Below are 13,808 nucleotides of genomic sequence, written 5' to 3'. Positions count from 1 at the left end.
GACCGCCTGCCGGCGCGCGGGAGACTGCAATGGACTATGAATACATCCTGGTTGAGCAACGCGGCCCAGCGCTTTGGGTGACCCTCAACCGGCCGGCAGCGTTGAACAGTCTGTCGTTGGCTTTGGCCGAGGAACTCGCCGCAGCGATCGAGGCAGCGGAAGCAGATGCGACGGTGCGCGCTTGCATTCTTACCGGCGCCGGACGGGCGTTTTGCGCTGGCGCGGATCTGCTCGCAATTGGCGATGGAACAGGCGGACAAACTCTCGCCGAACGCTTAAATCTGTTTCTGCCGCCGCTCGGTCAGGCTTTTAACAGGATCGAGACGTCGCGCCTTCCGATAATTGCGGCGGTCAACGGCCTTACGCTCGCCGGCGGCTTGGAACTGGTGTTGTGCTGTGATCTCGTCATTGCCGCGCACCCGGCCAGATTTGGCGACGCCCATGCAAATTACGGCCTGTTGCCCGGCGGTGGAGGGTCGGTTCGACTCCCTAGGAAGATCGGCGAAGCGCGTGCGAAACATCTGATGATGACCGGCGGGACCATCTCGGCTGCCGAGATGAAGGAAGCCGGACTCGTGACCCAACTGGTTGCTCCCGAGGATCTCATTGCGGCAGCGCAAGCGCTGGTAGAATCTCTTGCAGAAAAGAGCCGGCCAGGGCTCGCCTACATGAAGCAGCTAGTCCGCGCTGCGCAGGATAGCTCGCTCGAAGTCGGGCTGCGTCAGGAACTCGAAACCATGGCTGCTTACGCCTTGTCCAACGACATTGTCGAAGGACTGGCGGCATTCCGGGAGAAGCGGAAGCCCGATTTTTCCGACCGGTGAGACCTGATCGGATGCGGAACACATTGGAAGAATGGATCAACGAATGACCGACATATTCGTCATGGGGGTTGGGATGACCCCGTTCGGAAAACAGTTCGACAAGAGCCTGAAAATGCTCTGCGCCGAAGCTTCGTCGCAGGCCTTTTCCGACGCAGGATGCACCGCCGGCGATGTCGAAGCCATCTTCTTCGGCAATTGCGTCCAGGGGCATATGGAGGGCCAGGACATGATCCGCGGCGAAATCGTGGCGCGAGCGATGGGCATCTCAAGCGTTCCCGTGGTGAATGTCGAAAACGCATGTGCGACGGCTTCCACGGCCTTGCACATGGCCGCCGCCTATGTTCGATCGGGGGCAGCGGATGTCGTACTCGCGCTCGGCGCGGAGAAGATGTACTCGCCCGACAAGGCGCTCATGTTCAGTGCATTCGATGGCGCTTGGGACGTGCATGAAACCGAGTCGGGCCGCGCGCAGCTGCTGGCCATGGGCAATGGCGTCGATGTTCCGGAAGGAACGACATCGAGTCAGCCTTACAGCGTTTTCATGGATGTATACGCCGCGATGGCACGCGCGCACATGAAGACCTACGGCTCGACGCAAGCGCAAATCGCGGCCGTCTCGGCGAAAAATCACATGCATTCGACGCGCAATCTGCTTGCCCAGTATCGCCTCCCATATACCGTCGAAAGTGTACTCGCTGCGCCTCCGATCGTTTACCCGTTCACACTGCCGATGTGCTCCCCGATCAGCGACGGCGCCGCCGCTGCGATCATCTGCAGCGAAGCCGGTCGGCGCAAACTGTCGGCAGCCCCGGACAGGGCGCTAAGAATCCTGGCGTCTGTGCTGCAAACCGGCGCCGCGCGCGATCCCTTTGATTATGACCACCATGTCAGCCGCCTTGCGGCGAACCGGGCCTATGCGATGGCCGGCGTGGGGCCAGAAGATATTGGCGTCGCGGAGGTGCATGACGCCACGGCGGTTGGCGAGATCATTGAAATCGAGGCGCTCGGCCTGACGCCGCCTGGCGAGGGCGGACTCGCGGCAGAGCGCGGTGAGACGGCGCTGGGTGGGCGTATTCCGGTAAACACGTCGGGCGGGCTTGAATGCAAGGGACATCCGATCGGCGCCACCGGGCTCGGCCAAATCTACGAGCTTGCGCTGCAATTGCGCGGCGAGGCGGAAGATCGACAGGTTCCGAATGCCCGGTTCGCGATCGCGCAGAACGGCGGAGGTGTCATCGGGGTGGAAGAGGCGGTGGTCGCCGTCACGATCCTGGGCCGGTAGTTGTCAGAGCGCGCCTAGGGAAACACGGGGTCACGATATGAACTTTGAGCTGTCCGATGAACAACGCATGGCGGTGGAAACCGTCCGCCGCTTTCTCGACAACAAGCTTGAGCCGGAAATCCGCCGGCATGGGGAGCGATTCATCCCCAAACCGCTCATGAAGGAATGGACTCAAGCACTGACCGGCTATGGCCATATTACCGCACCGCATCAGGAGCAATGGGGCGGGCTTGATATGGGATGGCTCACTCATCTGCTCATTTTCGAGGAGATCGCCTATTCCTCGCTCGATGTGGCCATACCCGGCTTCATCAACGCGGTTGGCGCAGAACTCATCCGCCGCTTCGCCCCGGAGACGATCAAGCAACGCTATCTTGCCGACCTCGTCGCGGCCGAGAAGTTCGTTTCGCTCGGCATCTCGGAGCCCGATGTCGGCTCGGACGTCGCCGCCATCAAGACACGCGCCGTACGAGACGGCGATTTCTGGGTCATCAATGGCGAAAAGACCTGGATCACCAACGGAGCCTACTCGGACATCTTCATCTGTACGTGCAAGACTGGCGAAAATGAAGTCACTCACATCCTGGTCGATCGTGACGAGAGTGAGTATGAGGTGCGCGATATCCAGAAGATGGCGCTCAACGGCCAATCGACTGCACAGATATTCCTGTCCGATTGCCGCGTACCGGTGGCAAACACGATCGGCCGGGTCGGCGATGGATTGCGCAATACGTTGCAAGTGTTCGAGATTGCCCGCTGCCATATGGCGATGTGGAGTATCGGCATCGCACGGCGAGCAATGGATGAGGCGATCGCGTACGCTCGCGATCGCGCGCAGCATGGCAAGAAGATCGCCGGCCATCAGCTGATCGCCGACAAGATCGCCATCATGGCGACCAAGATCGACGCAGCCCGTCTGTTGACGCACCGGGCAATATCCCTCGTCCAGGCGGGCACGCGCGCAGAGACGGAATGCTCGATGGCCAAGTGGTACGCCACCGAAATGGCGATCGAAGCGACGCGCGATGCGCTTCAGATCCATGGCGGCAACGGCGTCACCCGCGAATTCATCGTTGAGCGGCTGGTGCGTGAGGCGATCATTTGCCCCATCCCCGATGGCACGACGGAGATTCAAAAGCTTGTTGTTTCGCGCGCCCTGACCGGCATTCAAGCCTTTCGGTAAGGCTCAGACGAAAACGACAGCGTCGACGGAAATGGAGCCGCGTGCCTGACTCGCACAGGATCAAATGCGCAGATGCGTCGCTCAGGTAAAAGAGGCAGACAAGCGATGGACGAAGAGCTTCGTTTCGATGGCAGGGTAGTGGTTGTGACCGGAGCCGGAGGCGGACTTGGGCGCCAGTACGCGCTGATGTTTGGCGGGCGCGGAGCCAAGGTGGTGGTGAATGATCTGGGTGGCGACGAGAAAGGGAGCGGCAGCTGCTCCACAGCCGCTGACAATGTGGTCGACGAAATTCGAGCCACGGGCGGTCAGGCGGTGGCAAATTATGCGTCGGTCGAGGAGGGCGCGCTGATCATCCAAGCCGCGGTTGACAACTTCGGAACCGTTGACGTCGTCATCAACAATGCCGGCATCCTGCGCGATGTGAGCTTCCACAAAATGACCGACGAAGACTGGACACTGCTTCAGCGGGTCCATCTGAATGGGACGCGGGCAGTGACGCAGGCAGCATGGCCGATACTGCGCGACAAGGGCTATGGCCGCATCGTCATGACCACGTCTGCAGCCGCAATCTACGGCAACTTCGGTCAGGCCAACTATGCCGCAGCCAAGCTCGGAATATTGGGGCTTGCGAACGCGCTGGCGGAGGAGGGGCGGTCCAGAAACATCCAGGTTAATACGATCGCCCCAATCGCCGCATCGCGTATGACCGCGACTGCCTTTCCACAAGAGTTTCTCGCCAATCTCAGAGCGGAAGCGATCAGTCCATTGGTCGGTTGGCTTGCGCACGAGAATTGCAGCGAAACCAAAGGGCTTTTTGAAGTTGGAGCCGGCTATATCGCCAAGCTTAGGTGGGAGCGCGCGCTTGGGCACGCCTTCGGAGCGGACAGGGCGTTCACGCTCGATGATGTCGCCCGGCACTGGGGTAGAATTGTCGACTTCACGGATGCCGAGCACCCGCTCGGGCTGAATGACAGCCTTGAGGCGGTAGAACGGGCGCTGAGAGCGTAATCAACCCGATGAATTACCATGATATTTTTGAGCGGCCGTCGGGCTGCCGATGGCGTCGTGCTGCCGCCAGATATCGATGAGCAGCAGGAATAGTTCTGCAGCGAATTGAATTGGACGACGGCCCTCAAATGCCGCCAAACGGCATGAACTACACAATATCTCCTGGGAAGAGAGGATCAGCCATGAGAGGATGTCTATTGGCTTCTGCCGCGTTGTTGTGCTCGGGAACAGCATTTGCCCAGGAAGCAACGCCCTGGGCGAACGACCAAACCGGGAGCGCCACGGAAGCGCTGGCTGAGGACATTGTCGTTACCGCCACCAAAAAGGGCTATGGCGAAAGCGTGCAGAAAGTACCGATGGCGGTCACGGCTTTTGGTGAAGCGCAGCTGGATGCCAAGTTCGTCCAGAATCTTCAAAGTCTGAGCTACGACGTTCCCAACGTCCAGCTCGAGGATGTGGGTACGGCACCGGGCTATGCCAATTTCACTATCCGGGGCCTCGGCATCAACAGCACGATCCCATCGATCGACCCCACCGTAGGCGTTTTCACTGACGGTATTTACCTCGGCATCAACGCTGGTGTCGTGCTGGACAACTTCGACCTTGAGGGGATCGAAGTTCTGCGTGGACCGCAAGGCTTGCTTTTCGGTCGCAACGTTACCGGCGGTGCCGTGGTTGTGCGGACCACGCGGCCCAGCTTCGATTTTGGAGCCAAAGCCAAGCTATCCATTGAAACGGGACTGAAAAAGACCGTAAGCGGCACGGTTACCGGACCTATCGTCGATGACGTTTTGGCTGCCAAATTGGCCGTCTACTACAGCGACGACAATGGCTGGTTTCGCAACCGCTTCGACAATCGCAGCTTCGGTAAATCACATGACCTTATCATTCGCCCGGCACTTTCGCTCAAGGGTGGCGACCGCTTCCGAATGGATCTCCGCTATGAGCATGGCGATGTCGAAAGCGATGGAGCCCCTGTCCAGAGTCACGCGCTGTTTCCCCGCGACAGCTTCAGGTTTTCGATCAATTTCCCAGGTTTCTATGATGCCAAATGGGACCAGGCGATCGTGGAAACCAACATCGATGTTGGTCTGGGCGAAGGCGTCTTCACCAACATCGCTGGCTATCGGAAATTCCGATCCTCCGCGGGCGCTGATATCGATGGAACACCACAGTCCTTCTTTCATGCCTTTTTCGAAATCGACCAGGATCAACTCAGCGACGAACTTCGTTATGCCGGAAGGTTCGGTGACGTCGAATTGACAACCGGTCTATACTATTTTTCCCAGGATCTTCGTTACGCCGAGCTGCGGAATCTTTTGGGCGGTGCTCGGATCGTTTCCGGTGGGGGTACGCAAGACCAGACAACATGGGGCATTTTTGCTTCGACCGACTGGCATTTCACCGATACGCTGACCTTGAATCTCGGCGCGCGGTATAGTTGGGAACGCAAAGCCGTTCGGGTCTCGGCCTTACGCGCAAATGGTTGCAATCTAGACACGCTGATCTGTGCAACCAATTTCGCCGACGCGGCAAAATGGCGAGGGTTTACGCCGAAAATCGGCCTTCAGTGGAAGCCGGATGACGACACGCAGATTTATGGCCTTTACACGCGCGGGTTCCGCAGCGGCGGATATAATTTGCGCAACACCGATCCCGCTGTGCCGCCGGGGCCATTCAATCAAGAGACCCAGGACAGTTTCGAACTCGGCGCCAAGAAGCAATTCGGGCGCCACCGGATCAACCTGGCGGCCTTCTACAATCGCATGAAGGACCTGCAGCGCGAGATCAACCTGCCCGGACCGCTTGGCCTCAGCCAGGTCATACGGAACACCGCCGACGCCACAATCAAAGGCGTCGAGGCCGAGGGGCAGTTTTTTCTTTTGTCCAACCTCGTGATTTCGGGTCAGCTCGGCTACGTGAATGGCCAGTATCGCAACGTCCAGTTCGACCTCAGCGGTGATGGCGTCATCAACGATGTGGATCGTGCGCTCAAATTGCCAAGGCTGTCGCCATGGACCTATGGCGTGGGGCTGACTTATGATCAGCAGCTTGGCGAATTGGGGACAGCAACGGCGCGTGTCAGCTTCACGCATCGCGACAAGGCGGCATTCACCGACAACAACGTCGGCTTCCTTCAGGGCGCCGATATGCTCGATGCGAGCCTCACATTGGCGACCGACAACAAGCACTGGCGCTTCTCCATCTATGGCCGAAACCTCCTGAATGAGGTGACGATTGGCGGCGATACACCTTTGCCGGCGGCCTTCGGGGGCACGGGTGCAAGCCTTTCACCGCTAAACAGGGGGCGCGTCATCGGCGGAGAAGTGGCGATTAGCTTCTAGGCCATTTTCGAGGCGAGTGGAATCACCCGCCAACTCGGAAAATGCCCAAGATCAATTTGCTAGAGCATTTCCTGCCGGAAAGCCGGTTCCCACTTCTGCGCGAAATGCTCTAGCTGATCGCGACGGATGCAGCGGATTTCCGATCGCACCCCGCCCCCTTGCCGTTAATCCGATGATGCGGTGCGCCATGCCTGACGAACAAGGCTGACGAGCGCACGGCCAGCCGGTTTTACCTGCCAGCGGCTACGCACAGCATAACAAAGCGTCAATGGATCGAATAAACCGATTCCCTCCAAGGCCACGAAATTGGCGCGAAACCATGAGTTCTCGGTGAACTGTTTTGCAACCATCCCGATAGCATCGGATGTGGCAACGATCCGTCGAACCAATTGAAAATAGTCTGTCATGTGGATCCAGTCAGCGGGACGCTTACCGCTTTTTTCGTACATCTGCTGAATGATCGATGTGTAGGGTTCGGAAGATGAGGGCACTACGAATTCGAACTGGACCAGCGGCTCCTTGCTGGTCGGGTTTATCCCCAGAATGGGATGATTGTTCCGCACAAAAGGCAGTATTTCGATCGAGGCGACCCGCTCGCACTTGAATTCCGGCCAGCGTGCAAAGGCCGCTTCAAGTCCAAAGGCGACATCGATATCGCCGCGCGACAGGAGTCGCACGCCCCTTTCGCTGTTGCCCGAAACGACTTCGACGCGCACTGCCGGATGGCGCCGCAGCAAAGAAACCAGAGGTTGGGTGAGCAACCAGTCGATTGACCCTGGGAACAGTCCGATTCGAAGCGGGCCCGCATAGGCGTCGGCGCGGCGGGCTGTATCTCCGAGTAGTTCAGCTGCGTCGGCAAGCAAGCGCGCTGCGCGATCAATAAATTCGCGTCCCTCCTCTGTCGGCATCGCGCCCCGTGAGGTCCGATGGAAAAGGGAATAGCCAAGATGCCGTTCGAGTTCAGCGACACTCTTGGTCACCGCCGACTGCGTGACACCAACCGCATCCGCTGCCCTGGAGAAGGAACGAAGCTGACCAACCGCGACGGCATGCTTGAGGCGAGAATCGAGCATGGACATGCCCCACAGGAATAATTGCTCCAGAGAATGAATTAGGCGAATCAAGGTCATTTTGCCAATCTTACTTTCGACACTGCCGCCCAGCACGACTGCAACCCGTCTCGAAATCTGGAGCGGCGAAACGGCCTGGATCAAAGCGCCAAGGTCTCAGACGCAGGTATGCCTGAATGACGAAAACTGGTCCGCTTGCAGGCCTCAAAATACTCGAAATTGCGGGCATCGGCCCGGCGCCGTTTTGCGGAATGCTGTTGGCCGACCTTGGCGCCGATGTCGTCGTCATTGAACGCGTAAGCCCTAACTCCGAAAATATCGATCTTGGCAGCGGCGCCATTGTGAACCGCGGGAAACGTGTAATTGCCTTGGATCTGAAGTCCCCCGAAGGCGTCGCGCATGTCCTGGATCTCGTCCAAAGGGGCGATGTACTGATCGAAGGCATGCGGCCTGGGGTGATGGAGAGGCTCGGCCTTGGTCCCGAGGTTTGCCTAGCGCGTAACCCCCGCCTTGTATTCGGTCGCATGACGGGTTGGGGGCAGCAGGGACCTCTCGCCCAAGCGGCCGGCCATGACATCAACTATATCGCGCTGTCAGGAGCCCTTTGGTATGCTGGGCATCCCGGTGAACCGCCAATGGCGCCGCCAAGCCTGGTAGGCGATATTGGGGGTGGAGCGCTCTATTTGGCCATCGGCGTCCTCGCAGCGGCAATGCACGCGCGGGATACCGGGAATGGGCAAGTGGTTGACGCCGCGATCGTCGATGGGAGCGCTCACATGATGAACTTGCTCCTGAGCCTGAAGGCCGCCGGCCAGGTTGCCAGCATACGCGGCTGCAGCATCCTTGACGGCCCTCACTGGTACTCGACCTATCGGTGCGCCGACGGGAATTTCATCTCAGTCGGATCACTCGAGCCCAAGTTCTATGCGCTGCTTTGCAAAAAGCTGGGGTTGGCCGGCGATAGCAGTTTTGACGACGGCTATGATCGTGATGCCTGGCCCGAGCTCAAGCAGCGTTTTAGCGAGATATTCGCCATGCGGACACGGGAAGAATGGCGCACACTGCTGGAAGGCAGCGATGCCTGCTTTGCCCCCGTGCTTGATCCGGACGAAGCGGCGCGCCATCCTCATATGGCAGCGCGAGGCGTCTATCGGGAGATCGACAATATCCTCCAGGCAATGCCGGCGCCACGTTTTTCGGGCTCGTCACTACCGATCCCCGGACCGATCCCGCTGCATCATGAAGATCCGAGTACAATTCGGCGGGGCTGGAGCAAACCGGACCGCTGCGGGATTACCGCCAGAACCGACTGTTGCGAGTAGTCGGTTGGCATGGTGGGCGGCCAGCGGCCCGACACGAACGGTGATTTCATAACTATGAACCAATGCGACGCTCCGCTTCGCTGCGCTGCATTCAAATCAAAGGAGACAACGACACACAGGCACGTCAAACTATCCGATGATTCCTGTACGCCACGCCGGAACGGCGATTGCGGACGTGTCCACGGGACGTTGTTCGCATCGTGATTCGCTCGGCGCTTGAAATCAATGCTCGCCCCGGATGTGACGACGCCGATGGGATTTCCACTGCGGCGTCCACGGCCAATGTCCTGGCGTGAGGGCTTCGGTCATCGACCGATTCGACCGTCCGAATGCGGTCTTTTGGCGCGCCTGAGAATCCGCATCAGAGTTGAGTGCGCGTTGTTCGGGAATCTCATTTAAATATTTGTAAAAACGTAATAATATAGATAATAACTCCAACCTGTATCCAGTGTGGAGTAATGGTCGCAGGGCGTGAACTTACGCCCTTATGGATGCGTCGAAGTCCTTCAGTTTGAATCTCAGGAAATTGCGGCTTGCGATGCGCATCACGCAAGAAGCGCTCGCCCATGATGCGGGCACGAGCAGCTCTTATCTGAGTGCGATCGAAAATGGCCGGTCGAGCCCGACGCTGAAAGCAATGGAGCGGCTCGCGAAGGCACTCGGCGTTAATGCCGTCTATCTCTTGTCCGGCCGGATATCGATCTCGATCGTTTCGGACGACGAACTGGAAATCGGCGCGATACTGGCGCGCCCGGCGGTGACGCTCCGGCGCCATCCGCACAAGCCGACGGGGCGGCCGAGCAAGACCAAGTAAATCATCGGGGGCTGCACGCGCGTGGGCTGGAACCACGCGCCCGATAGACGCGCCCGCAACGCGCGCGTCGAAAGGAGTGCCCCTCGGTGCCGTTTCGCGACCTCGATGCCTATATTAAGCAGGCCAGGCGCGCGAACAGTGATCGCGAGCTGTTCAGTTGCAGCGAGGCCGCCGCACGCCAGCTCGGCCTCCCATGGCTCGCGATCGTCCAGAGCATGGCCTTCTTTCAGCCCGGTGGGCGATATTTCCGCATGGACAATTTCCAGAGCTGGGGCGACGTTTTCGTCGCCGAAGGCTATTACCGCGACGATCCCGCCTTGCTCGCGGCGCGCTCGACAAGCCGGGCGTTCTGCTGGCACGAAATGGAGCGACTGCTGGGCGGCTTCACGCGGCGACAGGCGCGCATCGTGCGCGAAGCCGCGCGTCATGGCCTGCGCAACGGCCTCACCGTTCCGATTGGCGTCGCCGGCGAGCCGCCCGGATGCTGTACGTTCGCAACGCGCGACGGGCAATTGCCGCCATCGCATATCTGCCGGATCGCGACGCTGATGGCGAGCGAGGCGTTTACCGAGGCGCGGCGCTTGCACGGCTTTCCGGCGCGCCCGCTGAAATTACCCCATCTCAGCCCAAAGCGGCTCGAATGCTTTCGCTTGGCGGCGATGGGCAAGAGCGACGTCGAGATCGGGATCATGATGAACATCGCCCCGACGACAGTGCGCACCTACATGCGTGACCTGCGCGAACATTTCGGAATCTATTCCCGCGCGCAGCTCCCGGCGATCGCGCTCGCCTGCGGAATCGTCTGCATCGAGGAGATCGTCCCGCGGTTCTGAGCGGGATCGCCGCATCCTCAATATTGACGACTGTTTGAGCCCTTCATCTCTGCTCCCTTCGCGACTGTTCAATTTGAACGGGAGCTACTGCCATGATCCATATTGTCAAAGGGTGCTCGCTTACCGATGCGCGCGCCGCCTCGATGTTCGAGGACCGCAAGACCCTGTTCGTCGATCTGCTGGGCTGGGATGTTCCGGTCGTCGGCGGCCGCTATGAAATCGACAGCTATGACGGCGACAAGGCGGTCTATCTGATCGCCACCGACGATGGCTGCATTCACCAGGGGTCGATGCGGCTGCTATCGACAGAGGGCGCACATCTTCTCGCCGATCGTTTCGCGTCGCTCTGCGAGTGCGATGCGCCCCGGGGGGAGCAGGTTCGCGAGATTACGCGACTTTGCCTGCCGCAACGATTGGGCGCCCCCGGACGCCTGCGTGTCCGCAACCGGCTCATCTCGGCGATGGTCGATCATGCGCTCGGCAGCGGAATCACCATGCTAACCGGCGTCGTGACCGCTGCTTTTCGCGAGGAGGTTTTGGCGATGGGCTGGCGCGCAGCGCCGCTCGGCCCCGCGCGCCGCATCGATGGCGCGTTCCTTGGAGCGTTCCGCATCGAGATCTGCGCCGGTACGCCTGCGCTGCTGGCGTCGAACGGCATCTATGTACCGGGTGCGATCACTCCCGATGCGGCGGCAAGAGCCGCGTGAAGGGAATGGCGATGCACGACCCCGCCCGCCTCGCCGCGATGCTGCTCGCCGACGGTTATGTCATTGTCGATAACGCCGTGCCGACCGAGCTAATCACCGCGCTCGAAGCCGAACTCGCACCGCGCTTCGTCGCCACGCCCTTTTGCGAAGGCGGATTCTACGGAGCCCGCACCAAGCGCTTTGGCGCGTTGTTGCGGCGTTCACGGCATATCGCCGGCCTTGTGCTGCACCCGATCATCCGCGGTATCGCCGAAACGGTGCTCGGGGAATGGTGCGATCGTATCGTTCTCAACCTCACCCAGGCGATCGAAATCCATCCCGGCGCGCTCGCGCAGGTGCCGCACCGCGACCAGGATCTCTGGGGCGGCGTCAAGACCGGGATGCACTATCAGATCAACGTCATCTGGCCGATCGATCCGTTCACGCTGGAGAGTGGCGCGACGCTGGTCTGGCCGGGCAGCCATCACGATGCGGCATCGCAACCGGGCGATGCACGTCCGGTCGCCGCCGAAATGCCACCCGGCTCCGCGCTGCTGTTCCTCGGATCGATCCTGCATGGTGCCGGCGCTAACCAGTCCGATCATGTGCGCCGCGCGGTCATCACCTCCTATTGCCTCGGATGGCTGCGGACGTTCGAGAATCAGTATCTCGTCTATCCGCCCGCCATCGCTCGAGCGTTCGATCCCGATCTGGCCGCGCTCATCGGCTATGCCCAGCATCGCCCCAATCTCGGCAATGTCGAAGGCCAGTGCCCGTCCGTGCTGCTTCACCGGGACGATATCGACGGCCTCCCTGCGATCGACGCGCTGCTCCCCGGCCAGGCCGACATGCTGGATGCCTATGTCGCCGAACAGGAAGCCGCGCGTGCGGGCCTGATCGGCGGGTAACGCGGGTTCGTCGGACCGGGCGCTGCACTCATGACACACGATCCAAACCCCGAAGCAGGCGGCGGCGCGCGAACACGGATCGAGGCGGATTCATCCGCTGTGGACGGTGGAGCCACGGCGTCGTCGGCCGCGGAGCGCGCTCGGCGGGCACGCGAGCATTGCCCGTTTCTGACAACCAAGCAGGCCGCGTTCCATCTCGGTCTCGCGGGGGACACGCTCAAGAAGATGCGCCGGGAGCGGCGCGGCCCGCCGTGCCGAAAGCATGGCACCGTCTGGCGCTACCATATCGACGATATCGAGGCCTGGTCGCGCGCGAACATGCGGGAGGGAGGCAATGGCTAGGCTGCTACCCTCCCGTCTGCCGGCTAAACCCACCGCGCTGATCGGTCTCGGCGCGGCCGCGCTGGCGACCACGATCGCGCTGCCGCCAACGCCGTGGCTGGTCTGGAACGCATCGGCCAGCGCGCCGATCGGTCTCTATGCCGTCAGCGGACGGCAGGACATCGCATCGGGCGACATGGTGCTGGTCCGGGTGCCCGACCGCTGGCGCCGGCTCGCCGCCGAGCGGCGCTACATTCCGATCAATATCCCGCTGGTCAAGCGCGTCGCGGCCGCGCCCGGCGATCGCGTCTGTGCGCGCGGGCGGGAGATCTATGTCAACGGCCACCCGGTGGCCGAACGCCGCGAAGCCGATGGCCGCGACCGTCCGATGCCGTGGTGGAATGGCTGCGTGATGTTGCGTTCGGGCGCATTGTTCCTGCTGATGGACAGCCCGGATTCGTTCGATGGGCGTTATTTCGGACCGACATCGCGCGGCGACGTCATCGGCGAGGTGCGACTGCTGTGGCTGGGCTGAGGGTCGCCATCACCGCCCTGGCGCTGCTGGCGGCGGCACCGGCTGACGCGCAGTCGGTCGTTCACTGGCGGCCCTATATCGAGGCAGCCTCGGCGCGTTTCGGCGTGCCGGTAGAATGGATCGAGCGCGTCATGCGCGCCGAGAGCGGCGGGCGCACGGTGCTGGACGGGCGCCCGATTACCAGCCACGCCGGCGCGATGGGACTGATGCAGCTCATGCCCGGCACCTGGTCCGAAATGCGCGCGCGGCTCGGGCTCGGACGTGATCCCCATAGCCCGCGCGACAACATATTGGCGGGGACGCTCTATCTTCGTCTGATGTATGACCGCTTCGGTTATCCCGGACTGTTCGCAGCCTATAACGCGGGACCGGCACGCTATGCCGAGCACGTGCGGACCGGCCGCGCGCTGCCCGGTGAGACCCGCGCCTATCTCGCGAGCGTCGCCGGAGTGCCCGTCAATTCCCGGTCGGCTGTCACGGCCGCCAGTGCAACGCCGCGTACCGTCAATGCCATCTTCTTCGCGATCGGCGACCGGCCCCCTGCCGGCCGGAGCGAAGCCGGTGCGGCCACGCTGTTCGTCGCGCTGCGATCGACGTCGCCCGAGAAGAACGCGCCAGACCGCCCATAGTGCGAGCCGATCGGGGCTTCATGCCGAATCGTGTTTCTGCTATGTTCC

Annotated in this window: 14 protein-coding genes; 13 read left to right on the top strand and 1 reads right to left on the bottom strand. The window is 61.1% G+C overall.

Going from position 1 to position 13,808, the window contains the following annotated elements:
* The first annotated feature begins 29 nt into the window (after positions 1-29).
* The 5 genes from ATE67_RS10780 (at position 30) to ATE67_RS10760 (ending at position 6,642) form a co-directional block, all read left to right on the top strand.
* The gene (locus tag ATE67_RS10780) at positions 30-824 is read left to right on the top strand and encodes an enoyl-CoA hydratase/isomerase family protein (protein ID WP_011415062.1); all 795 of its coding nucleotides are present in this window, start codon (positions 30-32) and stop codon (positions 822-824) included.
* A 31-nt stretch (positions 825-855) separates the two neighbouring features.
* A complete protein-coding gene (locus ATE67_RS10775) occupies positions 856-2,106 on the top strand; it encodes a thiolase family protein (protein ID WP_443018679.1) in 1,251 nt (416 codons plus the stop codon).
* A gap of 37 nt (positions 2,107-2,143) precedes the next feature.
* A complete protein-coding gene (locus ATE67_RS10770; RefSeq protein ID WP_017499968.1) occupies positions 2,144-3,289 on the top strand; it encodes an acyl-CoA dehydrogenase family protein in 1,146 nt (381 codons plus the stop codon).
* Positions 3,290-3,394: 105 nt separating this feature from the next.
* The gene (locus tag ATE67_RS10765; RefSeq protein WP_011415065.1) at positions 3,395-4,297 is read left to right on the top strand and encodes an SDR family oxidoreductase; all 903 of its coding nucleotides are present in this window, start codon (positions 3,395-3,397) and stop codon (positions 4,295-4,297) included.
* A gap of 197 nt (positions 4,298-4,494) precedes the next feature.
* Positions 4,495-6,642, top strand: coding sequence for a TonB-dependent receptor (locus tag ATE67_RS10760; protein ID WP_231728113.1), 2,148 nt, complete (start codon positions 4,495-4,497; stop codon positions 6,640-6,642).
* 164 nt (positions 6,643-6,806) lie between these two features.
* Here ATE67_RS10760 and ATE67_RS10755 read toward each other — a convergent pair whose 3' ends face one another.
* On the bottom strand, positions 6,807-7,808 hold the full coding sequence (locus ATE67_RS10755) for a LysR family transcriptional regulator (protein ID WP_017499965.1): 1,002 nt from the start codon (positions 7,806-7,808) through the stop codon (positions 6,807-6,809).
* A gap of 80 nt (positions 7,809-7,888) precedes the next feature.
* Here ATE67_RS10755 and ATE67_RS10750 point away from each other — a divergent pair, with 80 nt between their 5' ends.
* The 8 genes from ATE67_RS10750 (at position 7,889) to ATE67_RS10715 (ending at position 13,760) form a co-directional block, all read left to right on the top strand.
* Complete coding sequence (locus ATE67_RS10750) at positions 7,889-9,034, top strand: CaiB/BaiF CoA transferase family protein (protein ID WP_026108913.1); 1,146 nt, start codon at positions 7,889-7,891, stop codon at positions 9,032-9,034.
* A gap of 487 nt (positions 9,035-9,521) precedes the next feature.
* Positions 9,522-9,848 carry a helix-turn-helix domain-containing protein gene (locus ATE67_RS21035; protein ID WP_017499963.1) on the top strand — a complete coding sequence of 109 codons (327 nt, stop codon included), beginning with the start codon at positions 9,522-9,524 and terminating at the stop codon, positions 9,846-9,848.
* 86 nt (positions 9,849-9,934) lie between these two features.
* Positions 9,935-10,681 (top strand): LuxR family transcriptional regulator, encoded by a 747-nt coding sequence (locus tag ATE67_RS10740; protein WP_017499962.1) that lies wholly within the window; start codon positions 9,935-9,937, stop codon positions 10,679-10,681.
* A gap of 92 nt (positions 10,682-10,773) precedes the next feature.
* Positions 10,774-11,388: an acyl-homoserine-lactone synthase gene (locus tag ATE67_RS10735; protein WP_017499961.1), complete on the top strand. Its 615-nt coding sequence runs from the start codon at positions 10,774-10,776 to the stop codon at positions 11,386-11,388.
* A gap of 5 nt (positions 11,389-11,393) precedes the next feature.
* Positions 11,394-12,275, top strand: coding sequence for a phytanoyl-CoA dioxygenase family protein (locus ATE67_RS10730; RefSeq protein ID WP_017499960.1), 882 nt, complete (start codon positions 11,394-11,396; stop codon positions 12,273-12,275).
* Between the two features lie 30 nt (positions 12,276-12,305).
* Complete coding sequence (locus tag ATE67_RS10725) at positions 12,306-12,617, top strand: helix-turn-helix domain-containing protein (protein ID WP_081095412.1); 312 nt, start codon at positions 12,306-12,308, stop codon at positions 12,615-12,617.
* Positions 12,610-13,131 carry a S26 family signal peptidase gene (locus ATE67_RS10720; RefSeq protein ID WP_017499958.1) on the top strand — a complete coding sequence of 174 codons (522 nt, stop codon included), beginning with the start codon at positions 12,610-12,612 and terminating at the stop codon, positions 13,129-13,131. The genes ATE67_RS10725 and ATE67_RS10720 overlap by 8 nt, the downstream gene beginning before the upstream one ends.
* Positions 13,119-13,760, top strand: coding sequence for a lytic transglycosylase domain-containing protein (locus ATE67_RS10715; RefSeq protein ID WP_017499957.1), 642 nt, complete (start codon positions 13,119-13,121; stop codon positions 13,758-13,760). The genes ATE67_RS10720 and ATE67_RS10715 overlap by 13 nt, the downstream gene beginning before the upstream one ends.
* Positions 13,761-13,808 lie beyond the last annotated feature (48 nt).

It is taken from the genome of Sphingopyxis sp. H050 (assembly GCF_001468265.1).
Taxonomy (GTDB): domain Bacteria; phylum Pseudomonadota; class Alphaproteobacteria; order Sphingomonadales; family Sphingomonadaceae; genus Sphingopyxis.
This window is presented reverse-complemented; position numbering and strand designations above follow the sequence as displayed.

What these genes read in the sequence shown, in the direction of transcription:
- ATE67_RS10735 (WP_017499961.1), top strand. Translation starts at nt 10,774, where the DNA reads ATGATCCATATTGTCAAAGGGTGCTCGCTTACCGATGCGCGCGCCGCC.
- ATE67_RS10720 (WP_017499958.1), top strand. Translation starts at nt 12,610, where the DNA reads ATGGCTAGGCTGCTACCCTCCCGTCTGCCGGCTAAACCCACCGCGCTG.
- ATE67_RS10780 (WP_011415062.1), top strand. Translation starts at nt 30, where the DNA reads ATGGACTATGAATACATCCTGGTTGAGCAACGCGGCCCAGCGCTTTGG.
- ATE67_RS21035 (WP_017499963.1), top strand. Translation starts at nt 9,522, where the DNA reads ATGGATGCGTCGAAGTCCTTCAGTTTGAATCTCAGGAAATTGCGGCTT.
- ATE67_RS10730 (WP_017499960.1), top strand. Translation starts at nt 11,394, where the DNA reads ATGGCGATGCACGACCCCGCCCGCCTCGCCGCGATGCTGCTCGCCGAC.
- ATE67_RS10765 (WP_011415065.1), top strand. Translation starts at nt 3,395, where the DNA reads ATGGACGAAGAGCTTCGTTTCGATGGCAGGGTAGTGGTTGTGACCGGA.
- ATE67_RS10775 (WP_443018679.1), top strand. Translation starts at nt 856, where the DNA reads ATGGATCAACGAATGACCGACATATTCGTCATGGGGGTTGGGATGACC.
- ATE67_RS10750 (WP_026108913.1), top strand. Translation starts at nt 7,889, where the DNA reads ATGACGAAAACTGGTCCGCTTGCAGGCCTCAAAATACTCGAAATTGCG.
- ATE67_RS10770 (WP_017499968.1), top strand. Translation starts at nt 2,144, where the DNA reads ATGAACTTTGAGCTGTCCGATGAACAACGCATGGCGGTGGAAACCGTC.
- ATE67_RS10725 (WP_081095412.1), top strand. Translation starts at nt 12,306, where the DNA reads ATGACACACGATCCAAACCCCGAAGCAGGCGGCGGCGCGCGAACACGG.